The organism is Paenarthrobacter sp. NPDC058040 (genome assembly GCF_042885775.1).
In the GTDB taxonomy this organism is placed as follows: domain Bacteria; phylum Actinomycetota; class Actinomycetes; order Actinomycetales; family Micrococcaceae; genus Arthrobacter.
On record NZ_JBHVRN010000001.1, the window covers coordinates 525,928 to 552,042 of the forward strand.

The window sequence follows — 26,115 nt, forward strand, 5'->3', positions numbered from 1 at the left end:
CCCGATGGCGGAACTCCGATCGGGGCGGGATAGGCTAACACCATGACTGTTTTCGCTGTTGAGTATGTTTACGTCGCCGAATCCGGCGCCCTCCGCGATGAAGCCCGCCCCGCGCACCGGGCTTGGCTCGGCGATCTGGCAGGGGAGGGCAAGCTCCTCGCGAGCGGACCCTACGGCGACGGCGCAGGCGCACTGCTGATCTTCAAGTCCCAGGACGAAGCCGAACTCAATGAGCTCCTCAAGCAGGATCCGTTCGCTGACGCGGGTGCCATCGCCGGAATCCGCACCACGGAATGGTCCCCGATCATCGGCCTCCTCTCGGACCACGCGTCCTAGTCCGGGCATCCACCACCAGATACACCCCAAACCCAAGGAGTCCACGTGACCTCGGTCAGCCTGGGAATGCCAGCAGCCCCACCGCCCGTCCTTGCCCCGCGCCGTAAGACGCGGCAGATCAAGGTTGGGTCCGTTGGTGTTGGCTCTGATTACCCCATCAGCGTGCAGTCCATGACCACCACGCCCACCACGGACATCAACGCCACCCTCCAGCAGATCGCCGAGTTGACTGCCTCCGGCTGTGACATTGTGCGTGTGGCCTGCCCGTCTGCGGACGATGCCGAGGCACTGCCGATCATCGCCCGCAAATCCCAGATCCCCGTCATCGCGGACATCCACTTCCAGCCTAAGTACGTGTTCGCCGCCATCGAGGCCGGCTGCGCTGCAGTCCGGGTGAACCCCGGGAACATCCGCAAATTCGATGACCAGGTCAAAGAAATCGCGGCCGCGGCCAAGGACCATGGCACCTCCATCCGCATCGGCGTCAACGCCGGTTCGCTGGAGCCCGGCATCCTCAAGAAGTACGGCAAGGCCACCCCGGAAGCACTCGTCGAATCGGCAGTCTGGGAAGCCTCCTTGTTCGAAGAACACGGATTCCACGACTTCAAGATCTCCGTGAAGCACAACGACCCCGTGGTCATGGTTGCTGCCTATGAGATGCTCGCCGAGAAGGGCGACTGGCCCCTGCACCTCGGCGTCACGGAGGCCGGCCCCGCGTTCCAGGGGACCATCAAGTCCGCCACCGCCTTCGGTGCTTTGCTGTCCCGAGGCATCGGCGACACCATCCGCGTCTCCCTCTCCGCACCGCCGGTGGAGGAGATCAAGGTGGGCAACCAGATCCTGCAGTCCCTGAATCTGCGCCCGCGCAAGCTGGAAATCGTGTCCTGCCCGTCGTGCGGCCGTGCCCAGGTGGATGTGTACACGCTGGCCGAGCAGGTCACGGCAGGGCTTGAAGGCATGGAGATCCCGCTGCGCGTGGCCGTCATGGGCTGCGTTGTCAACGGACCCGGCGAAGCCCGCGAAGCGGACCTTGGCGTGGCGTCAGGCAACGGCAAGGGCCAGATTTTCGTGAAGGGCGAAGTCATCAAGACCGTGCCCGAAAGCCAAATTGTTGAGACACTGATCGAAGAGGCGATGCGCATCGCCGAAGAGATGGGGGAGGCCGATGGCGAAGATGCTGTCAAAGGTAGCCCCGTGGTTAGCGTCTCGTAACGGGACCGGCCTGGGCGTCAGGGTGCTCGGCGGTGCCGACACCCTGGCCCTTCGCGCGCTCGCGAACGAAGACCCCGTATCCAACGTCTTCATCCTCGCCCACCTGGACAGCGTGGGAACAGCGGCGCCCACCAGCGGTGGCGCCAGCGTCATCGGCGTTTTCGACGACGACAGGCTGCTGGGCGCTTGTTGGGCAGGTGCCAACCTGGTCCCTGTGCAACTGGACCCTGAGTTGGTTGGCGACGTCGCTGCTGCGGCCCATCAGTCGGGTCGCCGCTATGCATCCATCTTCGGGCCTGCAGAAACAGTCCTGGCCCTCTACTCGCGGTTCGAACAGTTGGGGCACTACGCCCATGAAGTGCGTTCGCGCCAACCCCTCCTGACCATTTCAGGTCCTCCCGCCATTCCAGCCAACCCGTCACTGACGTTTGGAACCATGGCGGACTTCGAGCTCATCCTTCCGGCCTGTGCCGCCATGTTCGAGGAAGAAGTGGGCTACTCGCCGTATTTGGGCGGTCAGGATTTCTACAGTCGGCGCGTCGCAGGGCTGATCCGGCAAGGTCACTCCCTTGTTCATATCGACGCCCGCGGCACAGTGGTTTTCAAAGCCGAACTCGGCGCCGTTACCAAGGATGTGACCCAGGTCCAGGGCGTCTGGATGAATCCGGAGCTCCGAGGCAACGGCCAGAGCGCCGGCTATATGGCCGCCGTCGTCAATCTTTCCCGGACGTTCGCGCCGGTGACGAGCCTCTACGTGAACGACTACAACTCCAAGGCCCGGGCGAGCTACGACCGCGTGGGCTTCAAGCAAGTGGGAACGTTCGCCACAGTTTTGTTCTAGCGCCCTTTCCCTTCCCGGGCCCGGGAACTTGTAGTCTTATCCCGCTGACGCTTGTCAGCACATCACTCGAACTTCCTTTGGGGAACAAATGAATAAGAATGCTCTGCGCGGATTCGCCGTGTCAGGACTGTTGGTCATGGGGCTCACGGCATGTGGCGGTGCAGGTACTTCCACGGAGGCAGCGTCGGCTCCGGCCAGTGAATCGGCGACGGCGGCACCTACGCCCGCTGAGGTTCCGTTCCGGACCTTTACCAAAGCCGAGCTGGGAAGCATCGTGGGTCAAGTCCGCGACACCAACGACACGAAACTGCTGGTCATGCCCGATGACAAATTGACCGACGCCATGAAACAGGTCAGGGACCTGGTGGCCAACGCCAAGGTGGAGCCCGCAGTCTGCGCCGACTTCGTCACTGGCGGTGGGGTGCAACTCGAAGAGGGTGCCACCATCAGTATCGGTGCCTCTGCGAGTTCAACGGCAGAAACCGCGCTCCTGCTGTCTGTGTTCAGCGGCGTGGCCGAGGACAAGGTCAAAGCCGTGGGTCAGAACAAGGCCAAGGAACTGGAAGCCTGCGGAACCATTCAGATGACCATGTTGGGCACGGCTGTTGAAGCGACCACGAAGACTTTGGCTACGTCTGCAAAGACACCCGGGGCCGTTGCCTACCGCAGCGTTGCTTCGGCCGGTGGTGTGTCCCAGACCCAGCTGTTCGTATCTGCCGTTAAGAGCGGAGTTGTACTGGTAGCCCAGTCCACGGGAACGAAGGTGGCCGATACGGACCTCCCCAAACTCGAGGCCATGCTGGACCAAGCCGCAGACCTCATTAAGTAGCACCCACCGGACTGGCGGCAGGGGTTGGATCCCCCTCCGTGGAGCAACCACTGCCGCCAGCTACGTGGCTGGGTCCAACTCTCCCGTCAGGTACCGCTGGACAGTGGGGGTTACCATGCGGACGACGTCTTCTTCCGCGGCGGACGCCAGGGGTTCCAGCCGCACCACGTAGCGTGCCACCATCAGGCCGATCAACTGCGAGGCCACCAGGTTGCCCCGGAGCCTGGCCTCCTGTTCGTCGCCGGGCAGACCCGTGGCGATCCGGGAGAGGACCGTCCTGCTGACCATTTCACGGAGCAGGGCTGTCTTCGCCTTGGAACCAATGGTGCCCCGGACGAACGCCACCAGCGCGTGCTGGGCCGGCCCTTCCCAGAGCCGCACCACGTTTTTGACGATCGCCTCAGCACGGGCAGGGGGATCCAAGGCATCAACGCCGGCCAGCACAGCGGCGGGGTCCGCCGGCAACTCCACGCTGGCGGCAAACAGCTCGTCCTTGCCCTTGAAGTAGTGGTGCACCATGGCCGGGTCCACTGAGGCTTCCCTGGCCACGTGGCGCAGGCTGGTGCCATCGAATCCTTGTTCGGCGAAGAGTTTGCGGGCCGCAGTGAGAATGGCTTCCCTCGAATGGTCGCCAGCGCCTCGCCGGCCACGGCGCAGGGGCTGGAGGCTCATGCGGTCTGCCTGCGCAACGTCAGTGAGGCAAGAACCAGGACACCCACCACTATTCCTCCCATCACCAGCGTGTCTTGCCAGAGTACCTGCGTGGCTTCGGTATTTCCTGCGACCTCCTGCAGTGCGTCCACGGAGAAGGTCAAGGGGAGGAATCCGGAGATCGTATCCAGGACATCGTTCATGTGGTCCCGCGCCACGAACAATCCACACAACAGGATCTGCGGCACCACTACCACCGGCATGAACTGTACGGCTTGGAACTCGGTCCGGGCGAAAGCCGAGCACAACAGCCCCAGGGCCACGCCCAGGACGGCATTGATTACGGCGATCATCACCACAAAGCCAGGGCTGCCCTTGATGTCCAGGTTGAACACCCAGTACGCGACGGCCGTGGCCACCAACGACTGCAGGGCCGCCATGATCGAGAAAGCCAGGGCGTAGCCGAACAGCAGATCCGCTTTGTGGATGGGCGTGGTCAAAAGCCGCTCCAGCGTCCCGGACGTGCGTTCCCGCAGCATGGTGATGGAGGTAACCAGGAACATCACCACGAAGGGGAAGATCGCCAGCATCATCAGGCCAACGCGGTCGAACGTGCGCGGGAGGCCCGGAGGCAAGCTCTCATTCTCGAAAAGGAAGTACACGGCTGTCAGCAAGAGGGCCGGAACCACCAGGATGAGTGCGATGCTGCGGTGGTCGTGGCGCAACTGGCCCAGGACGCGCGTGGCCGTGGCAAGGGTCATGCGGGGATTCATGACGCCACCGTCCTTTCGGGGTGGGCCGGAGGGGCGGCAGGCTCCCGTTCGATTCCCTTGATCATGGTCAGGAAGGCGCGCTCCAGGTCTTTGCTCCGCCCGCGTTCGGCAAGTTCGTCCGGCGTCAGTTGTGCCAGCAGAAGCCCCTCGCGCAGCAACAGGAGCGAAGAGCAATGGGATGCTTCCTCCATGACGTGGCTGGACACCAGGAGCGTGGTTCCGGCCTCGGCCATGGTGGCAAACCGTTCCCACAACTCCGCGCGGAGCACCGGGTCCAAGCCCACCGTTGGTTCATCCAGGACCAGCAGCCTGGGATGGGCCACCAAGGCGCAGGCAAGCGAAACGCGGCTGAACTGTCCGCCGGACAGGTCCGCGGCCTTCTGGCGGGCAAAGTCCTGGAGTCCGACGGCGGCAATCGCCTCAGCGACGTCGGCCGCCGTCGCGCTGTGCATCGCGCCGAAGTACCTGACGTTCGCCTCGACGCTCAAGTCGCCGTAGACGCTGGCTCCTTGGGTGACGTACCCGACGTCGTGCCTGAGCGCCGCGTTGCCTGCAGGCCTGCCCAGGACCGTGAGCGTGCCACGCGTCTGCCGCTGGACGCCCACGATGCCGCGCATGAGCGTTGTCTTGCCGCTGCCCGACGGGCCCAAAAGCCCGGTGATCCGCCCTCCGTCCACGGTGAAATCGAGCCCCCGAAGAATCTTGGTCCGGCCACGGGAGATGTGCAGTCCTGACGCCTCGATGGCAGTGGCCGGCGTCGCTCCAGCGTGCTTGGCGACGTGGGACATGGCGACCTCCCAGCTGGTAATTCATCACCTGATGAAATAAAAGTAGGCCGGTGTGTTCAGCTTTTCAAGGGCCCCGAGGGACCGTGAATCCTTGAAAAGGTGTCGCCAATCACATACATTCGTCCCTAGCCGTGTCGTTGGGGTGCGGGTGGCGAGGGGGAAAATCATGACTTTGACCTTGAAGGTTGCTACACGCAGCTGTGCCATCCGCGAGTTCGGCAATGACCAATGCTTCCCAGTCGCAGGCGATCCCATTCCGCTGGAGGGAATGGGGCACTAGTCCCCGGACACAGTCTGCGGCCGGCCGGCCGTTGAGCCACGCCATTGCAGGATGACCAGCCGGGTTCGGCCAGGGGCTTCCAGACGCAAGGGCGTGGCTCTTCTGTGTCCCGCGTTCCAGAGGGGCAGCCCGCAGCCGGTAGATTAGTACACAGTTCTTTTTGCCCTGACTGCCATAGAAACGGATAGGTACCCGTGGTCCTTCGCCTTTCCCAGTTGTTCCTGCGCACCCTGCGCGAAGATCCCGTCGACGCCGAGGTCGCCAGCCACAAGCTCCTGGTCCGTGCCGGCTACATCCGCCGGGCCGCTCCCGGCATCTACACGTGGCTCCCGCTGGGCCTGAGTGTGCTGCGCAAGGTCGAGGAAATCATCCGCCAGGAAATGGCCGCCATTGGTGCCCAGGAAGTCCACTTCCCGGCATTGCTTCCCCGCGAACCGTACGAGGCCACCAACCGCTGGACCGAATACGGCGAGGGCCTGTTCCGCCTCCAGGACCGCAAGGGCGCCGACTACCTCCTCGCGCCCACGCACGAGGAAATGTTCACGCTGCTGGTCAAGGACCTGTACTCGTCGTACAAGGACCTGCCGCTGAGCCTGTACCAGATCCAGAACAAGTACCGCGACGAAGCACGCCCCCGGGCAGGCCTGCTCCGCGGCCGCGAGTTCATCATGAAGGACTCCTACTCCTTCGACGTCGATGACGCCGGTTTGGACGCCAGCTACGCCGCGCACCGCGCTGCCTACCTGAAGATCTTCGACCGGCTGGGCCTGGAAGTTGTTCCGGTCGCGGCTACGGCCGGCGCCATGGGTGGATCCAGGAGCGAAGAGTTCCTGTTCCCCACGGAGATTGGCGAGGACACCTTCGTTCGCTCCGCCGGCGGATACGCCGCCAACGTGGAGGCCGTCACCACCGTTGTTCCGGCGGACATCGACTTCAGCAACGCGCCCGCCGCAGAGGTCCTGGACACCCCGAACACGCCCACCATCGACACCTTGGTGGACGCCGCGAACCAGCTTGCGTCCCGCAGCGAGGCCGACGGCGGTGCCTGGACGGCCGCCGACACCCTCAAAAACGTCGTCCTCGCCGTGACGCTGCCCACGGGTGAGCGCCAGATCGTCGTGATCGGCGTGCCGGGCGACCGTGCAGTGGACCTCAAGCGCGTTGAGGCCAACATCGGCGCCTTCCTGCCCATCGCCGGCGAAATCGGCCTCGAAGCAGCCAACGAGGAAGACCTCAAGAAGCTGCCGTGGCTGGTCAAGGGGTACATCGGCCCCGGCCTGTCCAAGGAAGAACCCGTCCTTGGTCTCGAAGGTTCCTCCAAGCTCCTGTTCCTGGTTGATCCCCGCGTTGTGCCGGGAACCGCCTGGGTCACTGGCGCCAACCAGGACGGAAAGCACGTCTTCGGCCTGGTGGCTGGTCGCGACTTCTCGTGGGACGGCGTGATCGAAAGCACCGAGGTCCGTGCGGGTGACGAAGCTCCGGACGGCTCCGGTCCGCTGGAGACGGCCCGCGGAATCGAAATGGGCCACATCTTCCAGCTCGGCCGCAAGTACGCCGAAGCCCTGGACCTGAAGGTGCTGGACCAGAACGGCAAGCAGGTTGTGGTGACCATGGGCTCCTACGGTGTTGGTGTTACCCGGGCGGTGGCCGCATTGGCCGAGGCGAACCACGACGACCGCGGCCTGGTGTGGCCGCGCACCGTGGCGCCGGCTGATGTCCACGTGGTGGCCGTTGGCCGTGGCGACGAAATCTTCGAGGCTGCGGAGAAGCTTTCCGCCGAGCTGGAGGAAGCCGGCCTCGAGGTCATTTACGACGACCGTCCCAAGGTTTCCCCGGGCGTGAAGTTCGGGGATGCCGAATTGCTGGGCGTGCCCACCATCCTGGCTGTCGGCCGCGGACTGGTTGACGGCGTCGTTGAGATCAAGGACCGCCGCAGCGGCGAAGCCGAGAACGTCTCGGTGGACAAGGCCGTGGACTACGTGGTCAACGCCGTCCGCAGCCGTTGATTTCCGGCTTCGAGTCGATCCAGGCCACCACGCTCATCCTGATCGTGGTGGCCGGATTCGCAGCCGGTTGGATCGACGCCGTGGTTGGAGGCGGGGGACTGATCCAGCTCCCCGCCCTGCTCCTGGTACCGGGCATCACGCCGGTCCAGGCGCTGGCAACGAACAAGATGGGCTCCATTTTCGGCACCACCACGAGTGCTGTCACCTTTTACCGGCGCGTTGGACCCGACCTCAAGACGGCCATCCCCATGGCCGTTATCGCTTTGGCCGGCAGCTTTGGCGGAGCCATCCTGGCGGCTTCATTGCCGGCCAGCGTGTTCAAGCCCATCATCGTGGTGGCGCTCATCGCCGTCGCAATTTTCACCGCCCTGCGCCCCAACGCCGGTGAGCTGACGGCGCTCCGGCATGATGGCCACAAGCATTATGTGGTTGCGTGCCTGATCGGGGCAGTCATTGGGTTCTATGACGGCCTGATTGGCCCGGGCACGGGTTCGTTCCTGGTCATCGCCCTGGTGTCGGCCATGGGGTACGCCTTCCTCGAAGCCAGCGCCAAGGCGAAGATCGTCAACATGGCCACCAACGCGGGCGCCTTGATCTTCTTCCTGCCGCACGGCTCCCTGCTGTGGGGCGTGGGGCTGGTGCTCGGCCTTTCCAACATGGCCGGCGGCTACCTCGGTGCACGGACGGCGGTGGCCAGGGGAAGCCGCTTTGTCCGCATCGTGTTCCTTGTGGTGGTTGCCGCCCTCATCATCAAGCTCGGCGCGGACGTCCGGAACGACAACTTCGCCTAGGCGTCAGGTGGCCGCCTGGCCTGGGTCGGGGAGATCATGGGCGGCCGGGAGGCCCTCCAACGTCTTTCCGGCGAGCGTGCTGGCCACCCAGAGGGAACGGGCCAAATCGCCGGAGTGTCCTGGTTTCCGGGCGTACCACAAGGCGTTCTCCACTTCCCTCGCGACGCTCCATTGACGGGCGGTTTCCGGGTCCAGGCCCGCGGCGAGGCTGAAGTCGGAGCACCGCTCACGGAGTGCGGCTTCCGGTTGGCTTGCCGGCAGGTCCCGGATGCGGTTCCACAGGACCGGTGCAACCGCGAACTCGGCTTCGCCCACCTGTGGCTGGGGGTCGATGGCAAGGTATTCGGCGCCGTCACGCGAGGCAAGGATATTCATGTAGTGCAGGTCAGTGTGTACCAGCACGTCCCTGCCGGAGCGGCGGCCGACTGCTCCTCGCGTCTGGCAGACCTCCAAGGCCGCCTCCAGCAACCATCGGGGGAAGGGCCGGTCAAGCTGTTCCCAATCCTGCGGAAGTTCGTCGCTCCAGCGTTCCGCAGTGGCGGCCACATGCTCAAACGCCCGCCACTCGGCCCGCTCATCGGGGCTGATGGAGAGACGGCGCACAATGCCACCCCATGTGTCGCGGGCGATATCCAAGGGGGCGTCCTGCAGCCAGGCCGCCGCGTCAAGGCGTTCAAGGAGCATGGAGCAGCTGACCCCATCCGACTCCAGCATCCGGACCGCGCCGTGACCATTCCACAGGGACAACGCGTACCGCTCCACTATGGCTTCGTCGTGGGGATACGCAATCTTGAGGGTGCCCTGGACGTCACCGCGCAGCACGGGAATCACCAACGCGCCATGGCCGTTCCAGGGTTCGGCGCCGGGAGGCAAGTCAACAGTCAGGTCCCACCGGTCCAGGGAGTCCCGGATGAGCCCCGGAAGGCTCGCCAGCCAGTCGCGTCCTGCGGAGTCGCGGTTGTACCGGGCATGCAGATCGCCCGGAATAGGGATCACGGCGTGGATTCTCACGCGATCAGCCTAGCGCCGGGAAGCTCCCGGGCTGTCAGAAAACGCCGCTGGCGCCCAACAGGCTGCCGATCGAGAACGTGGCGGCCAAGGCAAGGGCACCGCCAAGGACCACCCGCGCGGCGGCCCGGAATCTCGAGGCCCCGCCGATCCATGCGCCCACTGCGCCCGTGATCGCCAATGCGAGCAGCACCGCCGCGAACGTCAATGGCACGCGCAGGCCAGGAGGCGGAAGCAGGATGGCCAACATCGGGAGGATGGCCCCAAGGGTGAAGGCAACCGCGGAGGCAAAGGCGGCATTCCATGGGCTGACGATGTCGTCCTCATGGATATTCAGTTCCGCGGACAAATGGGCGGCCAGCGCGTCATGCTCAGTCAACTCCCGGGCCACCGTCCGTGCGGTTTCCGGGCTCAGTCCCTTGGCCTGGTAGATCGCCGTCAGCTCTTCCAGCTCTTCATCCGGCTGTTCTGCGAGTTCCCTGCGCTCCTTTTCAATGAGGGCTTTCTGGGTGTCGCTTTGGCTGCTGACCGAGACGTACTCGCCCAATGCCATGGAGATCGCACCACCCACCAGTCCGGCCGTCCCGGCGGCCAGGATGCTGCCTGTATTGGTGGTGGCACCGGCAACGCCCACCACGATCGCGGCAACGGAGACGATCCCATCGTTCGCCCCAAGTACCCCGGCACGCAGCCAATTGAGTCGGTGGGCGAGGTCGTCGCGGTGTGGTTCATTCTCGTGCATCGTGGCAGGTTCTGCTGAGGCCATGGTCCCAGCCAAGCACCGCCATGGCGTCTCCGCCAGCATGGAAAGGCTGGCCTATCCCCGGCCGGTTGTGGGCGAAGGCAGTTGCGGCAAGTTCCCGACGTCGAGGGTGAGTCCCGGCAGGGACGGAAGCGCTGCGCCCCAAGCGGCGCCGCGGCGGGCCGCGGCAAGAAGCGCGTCCATGGACCACTCCCGCATTGGGCCGGTTGAGAGGGCCACGAGGTCGCCGAACACCGGCAGGGAGTCCGCTTCCAAAGCGCCCAAGGAAGCGGCGGGGTCGGCGGCGAACTGCGTCGGGAGGCTGTAGCCGGCCTCGCGGGTGGGAACGTCGCCGCAATTGATCCTTGTGAGGGATTCGGCCTGTTCCAGGAGGCGCTCATGCATGTCGAGCCCCTTGGAGGCGGTCACGGCGGCCGATGCATCGAGCCGCTTCAGCGCTACCTGATGGACATACACAGCCTGGTGCTCGAAACGGACAGCGGCAGCCAAGGCTGCATCGGTTGTGGCCTCGGTGGGCGCGGGCGTTGGACTGACGGAGGGGCACGAGGCCTGGCCCTGCGCGGATGCGGTTGCGTTGGTGACCTGTTCTGCGGCCGGGGCGGGCAGCTTCAACAGCTTCGCCAGCCTTTCGGCGTCGAGCACTTGGGAGGTTCCGACGGCGGCAAGCAGCCGGGCGATGCCGGCGTCGGACTCTTTGGCGTCCTCGAGTCGCTTCCGCCCGCTCGCTGCCAGGTCGGCGATGAAGGACGCGGCCGTAGGTCCTGCCACGGAGGCAAGGCTGGAAGCAGCTGTTGCCGAGCCGGACGCTGCCGGCATGAACAGTGCGCGCGCATGCGTTGTCAGCAATGTCACAGAAGCCGTCCACGTATCGGCTCCGACGCCGGGTGCGGGCGATGCAGCGAGGGAGGAGGCCGAATCACGCAGGGAAAGCGCGTCCTCGAAAGCGCTGCTCCGTGCCGTTTCCGAGAAGGGAATGGCCGCCGGAGCCCCGGAATCCCGGGGAACAAGGACGATTCCGGTGCCGATCACCAGGAGTGCGACGATCGAAACGAGCACGATCCGGGCCCAGTGGCGGGGTGGCCGTTTTTCACCTTTTTGCTCGTTCACAACACACCATGGTGTCACGTGTGCGGCAAACTCCGTGCACCATGTTGTTCTGAAAATCGTTAGGCTAGTACTCACAACAACATCTATCGGGAGGCGGCGGGCAGCGTGAGTGACTCGGAAGCCACGACTTCAACAGACCGTACAGACACCAACTCGACGGCCACCATCCGCAACCCGGAAGAAAGCAGGCTCAAGGCCCTGCTGGAACCGGCTGTCCTCGCCAACCGCCTTTACCTCGAGGATGTCGCCATCCACGTCGCAGGCTCCCACCGCACCGTCCACGTCGTCGTGGACCTCCCGCAGGAAGAAACGGGGGGAGTGAGCCTGGATGCAATCGCGGATGTCTCCCGCGGGCTGTCCGATATCCTGGACAACGATCCCCACGACGACGGACGCCCTTACGATCTCGAGGTGTCCTCGCCCGGCGTGGGCCGCCCCCTGACCGAACCCCGCCACTGGCACCGCGCCCGCGGACGCATGGTCAAGGTGAATGTCATCCAGGGCGAGAACCTCACCGGCCGGATCGCATCGGTGGACGAAGACGCCGTGACGCTCATCCCCGAGCACGAGGTCAAGAAGGGCATGAAGCCCAAGCAGGGCGACCCCATCACCATTCCTTTCGACAGGATCCGCCACGGAAAAGTCGAGATTGAATTCAGCCACCTCCACGAGGCCGGGCTGGCAGACGAACACAATGGACCTTCCGAGGAGGCCTAATGGATATTGACATGAGCGCACTGAGACTCCTGGAGCGTGAGCGTGAAATCCCGCTGGACCTCCTGATCCCCACCATTGAGCAAGCGCTCCTGGTGGCCTACCACAAGACGCCCGGCGCCTTCGAGAAGGCACGTGCCGAGCTCGACCGCAAGAGCGGCCATGTGACCATCTGGGCCACCGAACTCGACGACGACGGCGAGGCCGTGGGGGAATTCGAGGACACCCCGGCCGGCTTCGGCCGCATTGCCGCCAGCACCGCGCGCCAGATCATCCTCCAGCGCCTGCGGGACGTTGAGGACGACAATGTGCTCGGTGAGTTCAAGGGCCGCGAAGGCGAGCTCGTGGCGGGCATGATCCAGCAGGGCAACAACCCGCACATGATCCAGGTCAACCTCGGCACGGTGGAGGCCCTTCTTCCGCCGCCCGAGCAGGTTCCCGGCGAGAAGTACCTCCACGGCAGCCGGCTCCGCGCCTTCGTGGTGGATGTCCACCGCGGCGCCAAGGGCCCGTCCATCACTCTGTCCCGTTCGCACCCCGGCCTTGTCCGCAAGCTCTTCGAAATGGAAGTTCCGGAGATCGCTGACCGCTCGGTGGAGATCGTCGCCTTGGCCCGCGAAGCCGGGCACCGTACCAAGATCGCCGTCAAGGCCAACGCCGCCGGCGTCAATGCCAAGGGCGCCTGCATCGGGGAAATGGGTTCGCGTGTCCGTGCCGTCATGACGGAACTGAACGACGAAAAGATCGACATCGTCGACTTCAGCGACGATGCCGCCACCTTCATTGCCAACTCGCTGTCGCCGTCGAGGGTGACTTCGGTCACCATTACGGACGAGGCCACCCGCTCGGCCCGCGTGGTGGTTCCGGACTACCAGCTCTCGCTGGCCATCGGCAAGGAGGGCCAGAATGCCCGGCTCGCAGCGAAGCTGACTGGTTGGCGGATCGACATCGTCTCCGACGCGGCACCGGCGAAGGCCGACTAGGAAGGACGGCGCGACGCCACCACGCCGGTCTGGAAAGCCCCCGGTTTCGGCTGTCCGGGGTGGGGGGCTAGAATAGATGGAACCGGGCTTACGTCCGGTATCCGTACGTAGAGGGGCATGTGCAGCTTGGGACACATCGTGGCTGAACTGCCTGGACGTGGCCGTGACCAAGTGGCCGGTCCTGTTCGCACCTGTATCGGATGCCGGAAGCATGGCTCCCGGTCCGAGCTTGTCCGGCTGGTCGCCCAAGGCAGCGGTTCTCCCGTTGTCGTGGTGGATGAACGACGCCGGATGGCCGGCAGGGGTGCGTGGCTGCACCCCGACCAAAAGTGCCTGGCATTGGCGATCAAGCGGCGCGCTTTCGGAAGGGCCCTTCAGGGCGCTGCCGAAACCACCGCCGTCGAACGCCGTTTCATGTCCGGCATGCCACTTGTGGAGGCCCCGGCCGCCGCAGGAAAACCGTCCAAACCTGAAAGCGGGTCAGAAATCTGATGGAAACCCGATGAGTTCCCAGCGATGAGTGCGTAACGATGACAACTTTGTTGCGCTCTGCAATGGGCCTTTCCGCCGTGGAAGCGGCAAGGGCCTGCAGTAAGAAGTAGACGGTTCGTGCCTGGCTCGGTGCGGACCGAGACAGGAGAAATGTGGCCAAGGTCCGCGTACATGAGCTCGCCAAAGAGCTCGGTATCACTTCCAAAGATGCAGTAACCAAACTGCAGGAATTGGGCGAATTCGTTCGCTCCGCCTCTTCCACCATTGAGGCCCCCGTCGTGAAGAAGCTTCGCGACGCCTACCCGGGTGCAGGTGCCGCAAAGTCGGCAGCACCCGCCGCCCCCGCTGCAAGCCGTCCCGCAGCTCCCGCTCCGTCCCGTCCGGTTGCTCCGGCTCCGGGTCCGGCGACCCCCAAGGCTCCCGCAGCTCCCGCTGCGGCAGCCCCTGCGGCTCCGGCAGCGCCCGCTCCCGCAGCGCCTGCGGCACCGGCAGCCCCTGCTGCTTCCACCCCGGTTTCGGCAAAGCCGGGAGCCCGTCCTGCCCCGAAGGCTGACGCTCCCGCTCCCGGACGCCAAGGTGGCCAGGCTCCCCGCCCCGGGGGTCCGCGACCCGGCAACAACCCCTTCGCTACCTCGCAGGGCATGCCCCGCGGCCGTGGTGGCGACGGCGAGCGTCCGCCGCGTCCGGGCAACAACCCGTTTGCAACTTCCCAGGGCATGCCCCGTCCGGGTGGCCGCTCTGAGGGCGAACGCCCCGGTGGTCCGCGCCCCGCGGCCGGTGCAGGCGGTCCCCGTCCCGCTGCCGGTTCCGGTGGCCCGCGTCCGGGTGCACCGCGCCCTGGCGCTCCCCGTCCGGGTGCCCCGCGTCCCGGCGGCGGCCCTGGTGGAAACCGTCCTACTCCGGGCATGATGCCCAACCGCACCGAGCGTCCGGCACCTACGGGTGGCCGTCCCGGTGGTCCGGGCCGTCCTGGTGGTCCCGGCCGTCCAGGTGGCGCACCCGGTAGCGGCACCGGTGGCGGGGCTCCCGCCGGCGGTGGCTTCGGCAAGGGTGGCCGCGGACGCGGTGGTACCCAGGGTGCATTCGGCAAGGGCGGCGCAGGCCGTGGCAAGCAGCGCAAGTCGAAGCGCGCAAAGCGCCAGGAACTTGAGCAGATGAGCGCTCCGTCGCTGGGCGGCGTAACCGTACCCCGCGGCGACGGCGAGACGATCATCCGCTTGCGTCGTGGCTCGTCCATCACGGACTTCGCCGAGAAGATCGATGCGAACCCCGCTTCGCTCGTGACGGTGCTGTTCCACCTCGGTGAGATGGCCACTGCCACACAGTCCCTCGACGAAGACACGTTCGCACTGCTCGGCGCCGAACTCGGCTACAAGCTGCAGGTTGTCTCTCCGGAAGACGAAGAGCGCGAACTGCTCGACTCGTTCGACATCGACCTCCAGGGTGAACTGGATGCCGAAGGCGACGACGTCCTCGAAGCCCGCCCGCCGGTAGTTACCGTCATGGGCCACGTTGACCACGGTAAGACGCGCCTCCTCGACGCCATCCGCAACTCCAACGTTGTGGCCGGCGAGCACGGCGGCATCACCCAGCACATCGGTGCTTACCAGATCAGCCACGTCCACGAGGGCACAGCCCGCGACATCACCTTCATCGACACCCCGGGCCACGAGGCGTTCACCGCCATGCGTGCTCGTGGTGCGAAGGTCACGGACATCGCGATCCTGGTTGTCGCAGCCGACGACGGTGTCATGCCGCAGACGGTTGAAGCGCTCAACCACGCACAGGCCGCCAGCGTGCCGATCGTGGTTGCCGTGAACAAGATCGACAAGGAAGGCGCCAACCCGGACAAGGTCAAGGGCCAGCTGACCGAGTACGGCCTGGTTCCCGAGGAATACGGTGGCGACACCATGTTCGTCGAGGTTTCTGCCCGCCAGAACCTGAACATCGACGAACTGATCGAAGCCGTGCTCCTGACCGCAGACGCAGCGCTGGACCTCCGTGCCAACCCGGACAAGGACGCTCGAGGCATTGCCATCGAAGCGAACCTTGACAAGGGCCGCGGTTCCGTGGCCACCGTCCTGGTGCAGTCCGGTACCCTGGCCGTCGGTGACACGATTGTGGCCGGCACTGCCCACGGCCGTGTCCGTGCCATGTTCGACGAGAACGGCGAGGCACTGGACATCGCCCTGCCGTCCCGTCCGGTCCAGGTCCTCGGCCTGTCCAACGTGCCGCGTGCAGGTGACACCTTCCTGGTGACGCCTGACGAGCGTACTGCCCGCCAGATCGCCGAGAAGCGTGAAGCTGCGGACCGCAACGCCGCACTGGCCAAGCGCCGCAAGCGCATCAGCCTGGAAGACTTCGACCAGGCCGTTGCCGAAGGCAAGATCGACACCCTCAACCTCATCCTCAAGGGTGACGTTTCCGGTGCCGTGGAAGCCCTCGAGGACGCCTTGCTCAAGATCGACGTCGGAGACGACGACGTTCAGCTCCGTGTCATCCACCGCGGTGTGGGTGCCATCACGCAGAACGACGTCAACCTGGCGACGGTGGACAACGCCATCATCATCGGCTTCAACGTCAAGCCTGCCGAGCGTGTGGCCGAACTGGCCGACCGCGAAGGCGTGGACATGCGCTTCTACTCCGTCATCTACGCAGCAATTGATGACATCGAGATGGCCCTCAAGGGCATGCTCAAGCCGGAGTACGAGGAAGTCCAGCTGGGTACCGCCGAGGTCCGCGAAGTGTTCCGTTCCTCCAAGTTCGGAAACATCGCAGGCTCGATCGTCCGTTCGGGCATCATCCGCCGTAACACGAAGGCCCGCGTCAGCCGCGATGGCAAGGTCATCGGTGACAACCTCACCGTCGAGACCCTCAAGCGGTTCAAGGACGACGCCACCGAAGTCCGTACCGACTTCGAGTGTGGTATCGGCCTGGGCTCGTACAACGACATCGTCGAAGGCGACATCATCGAGACCTTCGAGATGCGCGAGAAGCCGCGCGTCTAGGTTCCGTTCGGAGCGGGTCCGCCAGGGTTTCCCGGCGGGCCCGTTCCGTTCCCGTTTCTACTTTCCAGGAGGAAGTCATGGCTGATCCGGCACGCGCTGCCAAGTTGGCACAACGGATCAAGGTGGTGGTTGCCGAGGCCCTCGGCCGTCGGGTCAAGGATCCGCGCGTTGAACCCATCACCGTTACCGACGCACGCGTCACCAACGATCTCCAGCACGCCACCGTCTATTACACGGTGTTCGGCGACGAGGTTGCCCACGCAGACGCCGCGAAGGCCTTGGAGAAGGCCAAGGGCGTGCTGCGCCAGGAAGTCGGCCGCAACATCACGGTGCGTTTGACCCCAACCCTCGAATTCGTGGCCGACCAGATTCCGGTCAACGCCTCGAACCTTGAGGAACTGCTGCGCGAGGCCAAGCGCCGCGACGCCGAGGTTGCCGCCCTGGCTGCCGGCGCAAAGCATGCGGGCGAGGCCGATCCGTACAAGAGCGATTCCGCCCAGGAGATCGACGAAGACGACTTCGACGAAGAGGACATTGACCTCACCGACGATGACGACCTCGACGAGGACGCCAACCGCTGAACCGCTAGGATCGTTGCATGTCCGCGCACAGTGACCAGCAGCGAGCCGAATATCTTGAGCGTGCCATAGGGCTCGCCGTCCGGAATGTATCCGAGGGCGGCGGGCCCTTCGGCGCAGTGGTTGTCACCGCGGATGGCCGCGTCCACGAGGGCGTCAACCGGGTGACCCGTGACAACGACCCCACGGCCCACGCAGAGGTAGTGGCGATCCGTCGGGCCGCTGCGGAATCAGGGAACTTCGACCTGTCGGGGGCCGTGCTGTATGCCAGTTGCGAGCCGTGCCCCCTGTGCCTCTCGGCTACCCTCTGGGCCAGGATCGGACGCGTGTACTTTGCAGCCGACAGGCACGGGGCTGCCCGTGCGGGCTTCGATGACGCCCTGTTCTACGAGTACTTCTCCGGTGAGCGCCCCGAATTGCTGCCGGTGGAGCATTCCCCATTGGCCTCGGCCGACTCGCCTTTTGACGCCTGGCGGAGCAACACCGGTCGCACCGACTACTGAACGCACGACGGCGGCTGCCGGGTTCAGCAGGCCCGCGTCACTTACGCCCGCGCGGGCAGGCGACGAACGCCGTCGAGCAGTTCAGCCTGGCCACCGCAGAGCGCAATCCTGATCCAGCCCTCGCCGATGGACCCGAAGGCCGTCCCCGGTGCGAAGGCAACCCCCGATTCTGCCAGGAACGCGCGTACCCATGCCCGGACGTCGCCGCCGCTGACGTGCGAAACGTCGGCCCACAGGTAGAAGGCGCCCTGCGCTCCGAGGAACGGAATTCCCTTGTCCGCGAGGATGGCCGACGCCGCATCCCGGTTTCCGCGGTAGTGTTCGCGCGCGGCATCGACGTAGTCCTGCGGCCCTGTCAAAGCCGCCAACGCCGCATATTGGGACGGCGAAGCCACGCAGGAGACGATCGACTCCATCACGTTGTTCATGGTCTTCTCCAAGCCCGGAGGGCAGATCAACGCGCCGATGCGCAAACCAGTCAGCCCGTAGGTCTTGGACAAGGTCAGTGACGTAAAGACCCTGGCCTTACCGGGGAGGGTGCTGTCGAACCGGGCCGGACTCACATGCGGCACGTCGAAGGTGAAGGCCTCGTAGCACTCGTCGGAGATGATCCAGAGGTCATGCTTCTCAGCCAGTTCCACCAGCTGCCGGGTTGCCTTTTCGCTGATGACGGCGCCCAACGGATTGGACGGCGAGTTCAGCATCAGGACCCTGGTCCGCGGCGTGATGAGGGCCTCGATGTCCTCGATATGAGGCTGGAAATCATTCTCCGGATACAGCGGGTACTGCACCGGCACGGCGTGCAGGAGGTGGCTCGTCATGGCGAAGGTCGGGTAGCCCGGGTTGGGAATCAGGATCTCGTCGCCGGCGGAGAGGAGCATGCTCATCACAAAATGCAGGCCCTGCTGGGCTCCATCCACCACGTAGACACGTTCCGCTTGGATGTCCACCTGCTGTTGTGCGCGGAACCTCGAGGCAAACGCTTCGCGCAGTGCGGGGATCCCGGCGTTGGGCGTGTAGTTGGTCTCATCGCGGTCCAGGCACGCGATGCCCGCATCCAGGACATGCCGGGCGAGCGGGAACCCCGGTTCGCCGATGCTCAGCACAATCGCTCCAGGGGTGGCCCAGGCGGCCTCGGTGATCTCTCGGATTTGGTTCACGGGGACGTCGCAGACGTGCTCGGCAAGCTCAGGCATGGGAGCCATCCTAGCCACCGATATACTGGTAAGCGTGCTTTCTGGACTGGTGATCGTTGACAAACCGCAGGGATGGACCAGCCACGACGTGGTTGGACGGATGCGGCGGCTGGCCGGTACCCGGAAAGTGGGCCATGCCGGCACGCTGGATCCCATGGCTACCGGGGTCCTGGTGATCGGCATCAACAAGGCCACGCGCCTCCTGACGTACATCGTGGGTACGTCCAAGACCTACACCGCCACCATCCGGCTCGGCGAGAGCACCATCACCGATGATGCCGAAGGCGACGTCACCCAGGCGCGCAGCGCGGCGGAGGTCACGGATGCGGCCATTACTGCCGGTGTTTCGGCGTTGACCGGTCCTATCCAGCAGGTGCCCAGCAGCGTCAGTGCCATCAAGGTCAACGGCGAGCGGTCTTATGCGCGCGTCCGGTCCGGCGAGGAAGTGAAGCTTGCAGCCCGCCCCGTTACGATCCACCGTTTCGAGGTACACGGCATCGAAAGAATCGACGACGGCAGGGTAGTGGACGTGGATGTCACCGTGGAGTGCTCTTCCGGGACCTACATCCGGGCGCTGGCCCGGGATCTTGGTTCGGCACTGGGCGTCGGTGGGCACCTCACCGCCCTGCGGCGGACCCAAGTGGGGCCGTATTCGATCGATCAGTCCCACACGCTCGAACAGCTGGCCGAGGAGCTCGATGTCCTTGAGATGTCCCTCGCCGCACGTTCCCTCATGCCCAACCGCGACCTGACGGACGACGAAACCACTGAGATCTCCTTCGGCCGCCGCATTGCCGCCGGACCGGGTGCAGGGACGCCGTCAGCGGCTACCGCCGAGAATCCAGCCGCAGCGTTCGCGCCGTCGGGTGAACTCGTAGCGCTCCTGGCCGACACCGGAAGCTTTGCCAAGCCCGTCCTGGTTTTTGCGCCGGGCACGGGGCCGGGTGCCGGAAACGTCCCAGCCGCCGGAACGGGGTCTGACAACTAAGCATGGACGGATACTTCTACTCCATCCTGATCGTCGGGCTGGTCTCCACCATCACGTGCGTGGTGGCCGGTTTGCTGAAAAAGGCCCCCAACGATGTCACCATCTTCTCCGTGCTGGCCGTCGAGCTCGCCCTGCTGGTGTATCTGGTGGGCTCCATTGTCCGCGTTGCCCTGGGGGAGCAGATGGCGGGCGAACCCTGGGAATTCTGGGGCTACCTCATCGTTGCCCTCATGATTCCGCTGGGAGCCGTGTACTGGTCCATCCTGGAACGCACGCGATGGAGCAACTTTGTCCTGGCTGCCGTCGGTGTCACCGCGTTGGTCATGGCGGCCCGCATGAACCAGATCTGGTACTGACCTTGAAAGAAGAACACAACGTGACTGGAACCGAGACCGAAGCCTCCGGAAAGCCGAAGAAGGACACCCGCAACACGGGTCCCGGGCGTTTGCTGATCGCGGTCTATGCCGTCTTTGCGCTCTCGGCTACGGCCCGCGCCGGATACCAGATTGCCACCAAGTTCTCCGAGGCGCCGCTGGCGCACATCCTCTCCGCGTTCGCGGCGCTGGTCTATATCGTGGCCACCATCTCCCTGGCCAAGCCCGGGCGCACGTGGTTCAAGGTTTCCCTGGCTGCCGTGCTTGTGGAGTTGGTTGGTGTCCTGGTGGTGGGGGCTGTCAGCCTCTTCGATCCTGTGGCCTTCCCGCATGACACCGTCTGGTCGCTGTTTGGCCGAGGCTACGGCTTCGTGCCGCTTATCCTGCCGGTGCTGGGCCTCCTGTGGCTCAACCGCCGCCGTCCGTCCAAGACGGACAGCCACAGCGGGTAACCTTAGAATGTTCCGGCGCCGGATGGTTGCCGGGTGCAACGAAAATCAGCAGTAAAAGGCGAGGTTGATGGTCCACATCTGGAACGATCCCACCGAAGTCCCCGAGGACTTCGGCCCGACAGTCGTTACCATCGGGAACTTTGACGGCGTCCATCGCGGCCACCAGCACGTTCTCGCGCAACTCACCCAAACAGCCAGGCGCTACGGCATTCCTGCCGTGGCCGTCACGTTTGATCCACACCCGGCGCAGGTTCACCGGCCGGAATCCGCGCCCGAGCTGATCATGGGCCTGCAGGACAAGCTGGATGCCCTCGGATCCACGGGAGTGGATGCCGTACTGGTCATGAAATACACCTTGGACCTCGCGGCCATGACGCCGCTGGAATTCGTCAATGAGATCCTTGTGGAAGGCCTCCGGGCGGCGCACGTGGTGGTGGGACACGATCTCCGCTTCGGCGCCGGCAATGTGGGCGATGTGGACACCATGCAGGAACTCGGCGATGAGTTGGGCTTCAGCGTGCAGGTGGTCAACGAATACGGCGCGGGAGGCTTCCCGGTTCATGACGACGGCGACACGGACCGCCGTTGCTCCTCCACCTGGGTGCGTGAGGCCCTGGCAGAGGGCGACGTCGTCACGGCGGCCGCCGTGCTTGGCCGGCCGCACCGCATGCGCGGCGAAGTGGTCCACGGTGCTGCACGAGGCCGTGACCTTGGATTCCCCACGGCCAACCTGGCCCACGATTCCACCGGGTATGTACCCGCCGACGGCATCTACGCCGGATGGCTGATCGACCAGGCAGGCACGCGTTGGCCGGCCGCCATTTCTGTTGGTTCGAACCCCACGTTCGATGGCGTGAGCCGTCAAGTGGAGGCCCACGTCATTGACCGTCCCGAAGAAGAAGTGGAAGATTTCAACCTCTACGGGCAGACTGTGGCGGTGGAATTTACCCGGCGGCTGCGCGGCATGGTGGCCTACCGCGGACCTGAGGCACTGGTGGAACAGATGAACCTCGACGTGGCCCAGGCGCACGAGCTCCTGGCCCGGGGATAGTGCTTTCGACAACAATGCTGGCCTGCCGGTAAACTATTGAATGGTTCCGGCCGCAGTCCGTGGCAGCTGGACCTGTTTTTGTGTGCGGTGACGCGCCAAAGGCAACCCGACAGCGAAGCGCTGCATCGGGAAGCACGGCACAACTCTAGGAGTTCACGTGGCACTTGACGCCGCTGTAAAGCAGTCCATCATCAAGGAATACGCAACTTCTGAAGGCGACACCGGTTCGCCCGAGGTCCAGGTTGCAGTCCTTACCCAGCGGATCAAGGATCTGACTGAGCACATGAAGGCGCACAAGCACGACTTCCACACCCAGCGCGGCCTGCTCGCACTGGTTGGTCGCCGCAAGCGCATGCTTTCCTACCTGAAGGACACCGACATCGCCCGCTACCGTTCGCTCATCGAGCGTCTCGGCCTGCGCCGCTAGTCTGCCTTTTGGGGCGGCCCGCTCCCTCCGCGGAACGGGCCGCCTTCTTCACAACAACTAAAAACAGGAATCAACCGCATCGCGCATTCGCGGTCCTCGGTAGTGATTCCCGGGATGGGCATCGGCGACGATGCCGCCCGTGGATCTCGATCGATGACCGGGTGTCGTACAGGCCAGTAATAAAGAAGGGGCCTGGGTTGATGCGGCGGACTTCCGCTAACAGAAACGGAGGTGACTCTCATGGAGGGTCCCGAAATCCAGTTCTCCGAAGCGATCATTGACAACGGCCGTTTTGGCAAGCGCGTCATCCGCTTCGAAACCGGCCGCCTTGCCAAGCAGGCCGCCGGCGCTTCGATGGTCTACATCGATGACGACACCGCACTTCTTTCCGCAACCACCGCAGGCAAGCAGCCGCGCGAAGGTTTCGACTTCTTCCCGCTGACCGTCGATGTCGAAGAGCGCATGTACGCCGCCGGCCGCATCCCGGGCTCGTTCTTCCGCCGCGAGGGCCGTCCGTCCACCGAAGCCATCCTGGCTTGCCGCCTCATGGACCGCCCGTTGCGTCCGGCCTTCGTCAAGGGACTGCGCAACGAGGTCCAGATCGTGGTGACCGTCCTGGCCATCAACCCGGACGAGCTCTACGACGTCGTCGCCATCAACGCTTCCTCCATGTCCACGCAGCTCTCCGGCCTGCCGTTCTCCGGCCCGATCGGTGGCGTGCGCGTCGCCCTCATCGCCGACGAGCAGGGTTCCCAGTGGGTGGCTTTCCCCAAGCACTCGCAGCTTGAGAACGCCGTCTTCAACATGGTTGTTGCCGGCCGCATCGCGGGCGACGACGTCGCGATCATGATGGTCGAAGCCGAAGCGACGGACAACTCCTGGAACCTCATCAAGGAACAGGGCGCAACCGCTCCCACCGAAGAGGTTGTCTCCGAGGGCCTCGAGGCTGCCAAGCCGTTCATCAAGGCCCTGTGCGAGGCCCAGGCTGACCTGGCTGCCCGCGCTGCCAAGCCGACGGTGGAATTCCCCGTCTTCCTGGACTACCAGGACGATGCCTACGCTGCAGTAGAAGCCGCTGCCGCTGACAAGCTTGCTGCTGTCTTCCAGATCGCTGACAAGCAGGAGCGCGACAACGCTTCGGACGAGCTCAAGGACGAAGTCCTCGGGGCACTCGCCGCAGACTTCGAAGGCCGCGAGAAGGAACTCTCCGCAGCATTCCGCTCGGTCACCAAGCACGTGGTCCGCCAGCGCATCCTCAAGGACCAGATCCGCATCGACGGCCGTGGCCTGACGGACATCCGCCAGCTGACCGCCGAGGTAGAGGTCCTGCCCCGCGTTCACGGTTCTGCAATCTTCGAACGCGGCGAAACCCAGATCATGGGTGTCACCACGCTGAACATGCTCAAGATGGAGCAGCAGATCGACTCGTTGTCGCCGGTAACGCGCAAGCGCTACATGCACAACTACAACTTCCCGCCGTACTCCACCGGTGAAACGGGCCGCGTAGGTTCCCCGAAGCGCCGCGAAATCGGCCACGGCGCCCTCGCTGAGCGCGCCCTGGTTCCGGTCCTGCCGACGCGTGAAGAGTTCCCGTACGCCATCCGCCAGGTCTCCGAGGCCCTCGGTTCCAACGGTTCCACCTCCATGGGTTCGGTGTGTGCATCGACGCTCTCCATGCTCAACGCCGGTGTGCCGCTGAAGGCCGCCGTTGCAGGTATTGCCATGGGCCTGGTGTCCGACCAGGTTGACGGTCAGACCCGCTACGCAGCGCTGACCGACATCCTCGGCGCCGAAGACGCCTTCGGCGACATGGACTTCAAGGTTGCCGGTACGTCCGAGTTCGTCACGGCCATCCAGCTGGACACCAAGCTCGACGGCATCCCGGCTTCCGTCCTGGCAGCTGCCTTGAAGCAGGCCCGCGAAGCCCGCCTCCACATCCTCGAGGTCATCAACGCCGCGATCGACACCCCGGACGAGCTCTCCGAGTTCGCACCGCGCGTCATCGCAGTGAAGATCCCCGTGGACAAGATCGGCGAGGTCATTGGCCCCAAGGGCAAGATGATCAACCAGATCCAGGAAGACACCGGCGCGGACATCTCCATCGAGGACGACGGCACGGTCTACATTGGCGCAACCGACGGTCCGTCCGCCGACGCTGCGCGTTCGGCCATCAACGCCATCGCCAACCCGCAGGTTCCGGAAGTAGGTGAGCGTTACCTGGGCACGGTGGTCAAGACCACCACGTTCGGCGCGTTTGTTTCCCTGACCCCGGGCAAGGACGGCCTCCTGCACATCTCCGAACTGCGCAAGCTGGCCAACGGCAAGCGCGTGGACAACGTTGAAGACGTCGTCTCGGTGGGCCAGAAGGTCCAGGTTGAGATCACCAAGATCGATGACCGCGGAAAGCTCTCCCTGTCCCCGGTTGTTGCCGAGGAAGAAGGCGCTTCCGAGGACGCTCCGGCCGAAGCCGCTGAGGCATCCGCAGAGTAGTCTGCAAAGCAGTACCCTGAAGGGGCCGGTGGGCTTTAAGGTCCACCGGCCCTTCCGGCTTATCTGAAAGGCTTTAATGACTGTCGTACCCCTGCCGTTGCAGCAGACGCTTCCCGGTGGCGAATTGATCCATGGAGCCGAGGGCGGTTCCGTTGTGCGGCGCTCCGTCCTTCCCGGCGGCGTGCGTGTCCTCACGGAAGCGATGCCGGGGCAGCGTTCGGCCACGATCGGCTTCTGGGTGGCAGTAGGTTCGCGGGATGAGGCCGAGGGCCAGCACGGCTCCACCCATTTCCTGGAGCACCTCCTGTTCAAGGGGACCAAGCGACGGACTGCCCTGGAAATCGCCTCGGCCTTCGATGAGGTGGGTGGCGAGTCCAACGCTGCAACGGCCAAGGAAAGCACGTGCTACTTCGCCCGTGTCCTGGACACGGACCTGCCGATGGCCATCGACGTGATTGCCGACATGATCACCGGTGCCGTCTTGGATCCCGCCGAATTGGAGCAGGAACGGGACGTCATCCTTGAAGAGATTGCGATGGACAGCGACGACCCCACGGACGTAGCCCACGAGAAATTCGTCGCCGCCGTCCTGGGCAACCACCCGCTGGCCCGGCCGATCGGTGGAACGCCCGAGGCCATCAAGGCTGTGGCCAGGGATTCTGTGTGGGCCCATTACCAACGGTATTACCGCCCCGAAGAATTGGTCATCACCGCTGCGGGCGGCCTGGACCACGACGTCGTTTGCGGACTCGTGCAGAAGGCGCTGGAATCGGCGGGCTGGCAGCTTGAAGCCGAGGCCGCGCCCGTGGACCGCCGTCCCACGGATCGCGCCGTCATCACGGGCACCGCCGGGCTCCATGTGGTCAAGCGTCCCGTGGAACAGGCCAACATCATCATGGGTTGCCCCACCATCGTGGCAACCGATGACCGCCGGTTCGTCATGAGCGTGCTCAACGCAGTCCTGGGTGGCGGAATGTCGTCACGGCTGTTCCAGGAAATCCGGGAGAAGCGCGGACTCGTGTACTCCACCTATTCCTTCACGGCCGCTTACGCCGATGCCGGCTACTTCGGGATGTACGCTGGCTGCACGCCGTCCAAGGTCAAGCAGGTCCTGGAGCTCCTGGGAGTGGAATTGGACAAACTGGCCGCCGACGGAATTACCGAGGACGAGCTGAAGAAGGCTGTTGGCCAGCTCAGCGGCGGGATTGTCCTGGCACTGGAGGACACCGGCTCCCGCATGTCCCGGCTGGGCCGTGCCGAACTGGTTTCGGGAGAATTCCAGGACATCGACGAGACCCTTGACCGGATCAAGTCCGTGACGGTAGACGAGGTGCAGGAACTTGCCCGCGAACTCGCCGCCGCTCCCCGGACCATCACTGTGGTGGGACCGTTCGAAGAGAACGAGACGTTCGGTCTCTAAAGCCGTCCGGAGGCTCTGGACTCGCGACTGTCATCAAGGCAGCATGATCACACG

At 64.7% G+C, this 26,115-nt stretch carries 26 protein-coding genes; 19 read left to right on the top strand and 7 right to left on the bottom strand.

Features of this window, described 5'->3' with window-relative positions; genetic code table 11:
* Nucleotides 1-42: 42 nt before the first annotated feature.
* From ACFVSJ_RS02300 to ACFVSJ_RS02315, 4 genes are all read left to right on the top strand, one after another.
* Nucleotides 43-336 (top strand): YciI family protein, encoded by a 294-nt coding sequence (locus tag ACFVSJ_RS02300; protein ID WP_387433887.1) that lies wholly within the window; start codon nucleotides 43-45, stop codon nucleotides 334-336.
* Nucleotides 337-381: 45 nt separating this feature from the next.
* A complete protein-coding gene (gene ispG, locus ACFVSJ_RS02305) occupies nucleotides 382-1,548 on the top strand; it encodes a flavodoxin-dependent (E)-4-hydroxy-3-methylbut-2-enyl-diphosphate synthase (RefSeq protein WP_387433889.1) in 1,167 nt (388 codons plus the stop codon).
* Nucleotides 1,511-2,389, top strand: a complete 879-nt coding sequence (locus ACFVSJ_RS02310; RefSeq protein WP_387434168.1) for a DUF4081 domain-containing protein — start codon at nucleotides 1,511-1,513, stop codon at nucleotides 2,387-2,389. Before ispG ends, ACFVSJ_RS02310 begins: the two co-directional genes overlap by 38 nt.
* 88 nt (nucleotides 2,390-2,477) lie before the next feature.
* The gene (locus ACFVSJ_RS02315) at nucleotides 2,478-3,218 is read left to right on the top strand and encodes a hypothetical protein (protein WP_387433892.1); all 741 of its coding nucleotides are present in this window, start codon (nucleotides 2,478-2,480) and stop codon (nucleotides 3,216-3,218) included.
* A gap of 60 nt (nucleotides 3,219-3,278) precedes the next feature.
* Here ACFVSJ_RS02315 and ACFVSJ_RS02320 read toward each other — a convergent pair whose 3' ends face one another.
* From ACFVSJ_RS02320 to ACFVSJ_RS02330, 3 genes are read right to left on the bottom strand one after another with little or no spacing between them, the layout of a single operon-like run.
* Complete coding sequence (locus ACFVSJ_RS02320; protein WP_387433894.1) at nucleotides 3,279-3,890, bottom strand: TetR family transcriptional regulator; 612 nt, start codon at nucleotides 3,888-3,890, stop codon at nucleotides 3,279-3,281.
* A complete protein-coding gene (locus ACFVSJ_RS02325; protein ID WP_387434171.1) occupies nucleotides 3,887-4,630 on the bottom strand; it encodes an ABC transporter permease in 744 nt (247 codons plus the stop codon). Before ACFVSJ_RS02325 ends, ACFVSJ_RS02320 begins: the two co-directional genes overlap by 4 nt.
* A gap of 8 nt (nucleotides 4,631-4,638) precedes the next feature.
* Nucleotides 4,639-5,430: an ABC transporter ATP-binding protein gene (locus ACFVSJ_RS02330; protein ID WP_387433896.1), complete on the bottom strand. Its 792-nt coding sequence runs from the start codon at nucleotides 5,428-5,430 to the stop codon at nucleotides 4,639-4,641.
* 474 nt (nucleotides 5,431-5,904) lie between these two features.
* Between ACFVSJ_RS02330 and ACFVSJ_RS02335 the strand changes: the two genes are divergently transcribed.
* Together ACFVSJ_RS02335 and ACFVSJ_RS02340 are read left to right on the top strand one after the other, a co-directional pair.
* Nucleotides 5,905-7,716, top strand: a complete 1,812-nt coding sequence (locus ACFVSJ_RS02335; RefSeq protein WP_387433898.1) for a proline--tRNA ligase — start codon at nucleotides 5,905-5,907, stop codon at nucleotides 7,714-7,716.
* Entirely contained in the window at nucleotides 7,713-8,507 is a 795-nt protein-coding gene (locus ACFVSJ_RS02340; protein WP_387433901.1) for a sulfite exporter TauE/SafE family protein, read from the top strand. The genes ACFVSJ_RS02335 and ACFVSJ_RS02340 overlap by 4 nt, the downstream gene beginning before the upstream one ends.
* 3 nt (nucleotides 8,508-8,510) lie before the next feature.
* Here the strand turns inward: ACFVSJ_RS02340 and ACFVSJ_RS02345 are convergent, their stop codons facing one another.
* From ACFVSJ_RS02345 to ACFVSJ_RS02355, 3 genes are read right to left on the bottom strand one after another with little or no spacing between them, the layout of a single operon-like run.
* Entirely contained in the window at nucleotides 8,511-9,518 is a 1,008-nt protein-coding gene (locus ACFVSJ_RS02345) for an aminoglycoside phosphotransferase family protein (protein ID WP_387433904.1), read from the bottom strand.
* Between the two features lie 34 nt (nucleotides 9,519-9,552).
* Entirely contained in the window at nucleotides 9,553-10,281 is a 729-nt protein-coding gene (locus ACFVSJ_RS02350) for a VIT family protein (protein ID WP_387433905.1), read from the bottom strand.
* Nucleotides 10,282-10,332: 51 nt separating this feature from the next.
* Complete coding sequence (locus tag ACFVSJ_RS02355; protein ID WP_387433907.1) at nucleotides 10,333-11,385, bottom strand: DUF4439 domain-containing protein; 1,053 nt, start codon at nucleotides 11,383-11,385, stop codon at nucleotides 10,333-10,335.
* 105 nt (nucleotides 11,386-11,490) lie between these two features.
* Between ACFVSJ_RS02355 and rimP the strand changes: the two genes are divergently transcribed.
* From rimP to ACFVSJ_RS02385, 6 genes are all read left to right on the top strand, one after another.
* A complete protein-coding gene (gene rimP, locus ACFVSJ_RS02360; protein ID WP_387433909.1) occupies nucleotides 11,491-12,102 on the top strand; it encodes a ribosome maturation factor RimP in 612 nt (203 codons plus the stop codon).
* A complete protein-coding gene (gene nusA / locus ACFVSJ_RS02365) occupies nucleotides 12,102-13,082 on the top strand; it encodes a transcription termination factor NusA (RefSeq protein WP_387433911.1) in 981 nt (326 codons plus the stop codon). The genes rimP and nusA overlap by 1 nt, the downstream gene beginning before the upstream one ends.
* 138 nt (nucleotides 13,083-13,220) lie before the next feature.
* Nucleotides 13,221-13,574, top strand: coding sequence for a YlxR family protein (locus tag ACFVSJ_RS02370; RefSeq protein WP_387433914.1), 354 nt, complete (start codon nucleotides 13,221-13,223; stop codon nucleotides 13,572-13,574).
* A 152-nt stretch (nucleotides 13,575-13,726) separates the two neighbouring features.
* Nucleotides 13,727-16,582 carry a translation initiation factor IF-2 gene (infB, locus tag ACFVSJ_RS02375; RefSeq protein WP_387433916.1) on the top strand — a complete coding sequence of 952 codons (2,856 nt, stop codon included), beginning with the start codon at nucleotides 13,727-13,729 and terminating at the stop codon, nucleotides 16,580-16,582.
* A gap of 77 nt (nucleotides 16,583-16,659) precedes the next feature.
* Nucleotides 16,660-17,163, top strand: a complete 504-nt coding sequence (gene rbfA, locus ACFVSJ_RS02380) for a 30S ribosome-binding factor RbfA (protein ID WP_387433918.1) — start codon at nucleotides 16,660-16,662, stop codon at nucleotides 17,161-17,163.
* 17 nt (nucleotides 17,164-17,180) lie between these two features.
* Nucleotides 17,181-17,663 (top strand): nucleoside deaminase, encoded by a 483-nt coding sequence (locus tag ACFVSJ_RS02385; protein ID WP_387433920.1) that lies wholly within the window; start codon nucleotides 17,181-17,183, stop codon nucleotides 17,661-17,663.
* 41 nt (nucleotides 17,664-17,704) lie between these two features.
* Here the strand turns inward: ACFVSJ_RS02385 and ACFVSJ_RS02390 are convergent, their stop codons facing one another.
* Nucleotides 17,705-18,859 carry a pyridoxal phosphate-dependent aminotransferase gene (locus ACFVSJ_RS02390; RefSeq protein WP_387433923.1) on the bottom strand — a complete coding sequence of 385 codons (1,155 nt, stop codon included), beginning with the start codon at nucleotides 18,857-18,859 and terminating at the stop codon, nucleotides 17,705-17,707.
* 34 nt (nucleotides 18,860-18,893) lie between these two features.
* Between ACFVSJ_RS02390 and truB the strand changes: the two genes are divergently transcribed.
* From truB to ACFVSJ_RS02425, 7 genes are all read left to right on the top strand, one after another.
* On the top strand, nucleotides 18,894-19,847 hold the full coding sequence (gene truB, locus ACFVSJ_RS02395; RefSeq protein ID WP_387433924.1) for a tRNA pseudouridine(55) synthase TruB: 954 nt from the start codon (nucleotides 18,894-18,896) through the stop codon (nucleotides 19,845-19,847).
* A gap of 2 nt (nucleotides 19,848-19,849) precedes the next feature.
* Nucleotides 19,850-20,203 (top strand): hypothetical protein, encoded by a 354-nt coding sequence (locus ACFVSJ_RS02400; RefSeq protein ID WP_387433926.1) that lies wholly within the window; start codon nucleotides 19,850-19,852, stop codon nucleotides 20,201-20,203.
* Nucleotides 20,204-20,205: 2 nt separating this feature from the next.
* Entirely contained in the window at nucleotides 20,206-20,673 is a 468-nt protein-coding gene (locus tag ACFVSJ_RS02405) for a hypothetical protein (RefSeq protein WP_387433928.1), read from the top strand.
* A 67-nt stretch (nucleotides 20,674-20,740) separates the two neighbouring features.
* The gene (locus ACFVSJ_RS02410; protein WP_387433929.1) at nucleotides 20,741-21,724 is read left to right on the top strand and encodes a bifunctional riboflavin kinase/FAD synthetase; all 984 of its coding nucleotides are present in this window, start codon (nucleotides 20,741-20,743) and stop codon (nucleotides 21,722-21,724) included.
* Nucleotides 21,725-21,881: 157 nt separating this feature from the next.
* The gene (gene rpsO / locus ACFVSJ_RS02415) at nucleotides 21,882-22,151 is read left to right on the top strand and encodes a 30S ribosomal protein S15 (RefSeq protein WP_387433932.1); all 270 of its coding nucleotides are present in this window, start codon (nucleotides 21,882-21,884) and stop codon (nucleotides 22,149-22,151) included.
* A gap of 240 nt (nucleotides 22,152-22,391) precedes the next feature.
* A complete protein-coding gene (locus ACFVSJ_RS02420) occupies nucleotides 22,392-24,641 on the top strand; it encodes a polyribonucleotide nucleotidyltransferase (protein ID WP_387433934.1) in 2,250 nt (749 codons plus the stop codon).
* 76 nt (nucleotides 24,642-24,717) lie between these two features.
* Complete coding sequence (locus ACFVSJ_RS02425) at nucleotides 24,718-26,061, top strand: M16 family metallopeptidase (RefSeq protein ID WP_387433937.1); 1,344 nt, start codon at nucleotides 24,718-24,720, stop codon at nucleotides 26,059-26,061.
* The last annotated feature ends 54 nt before the right edge of the window (nucleotides 26,062-26,115 follow it).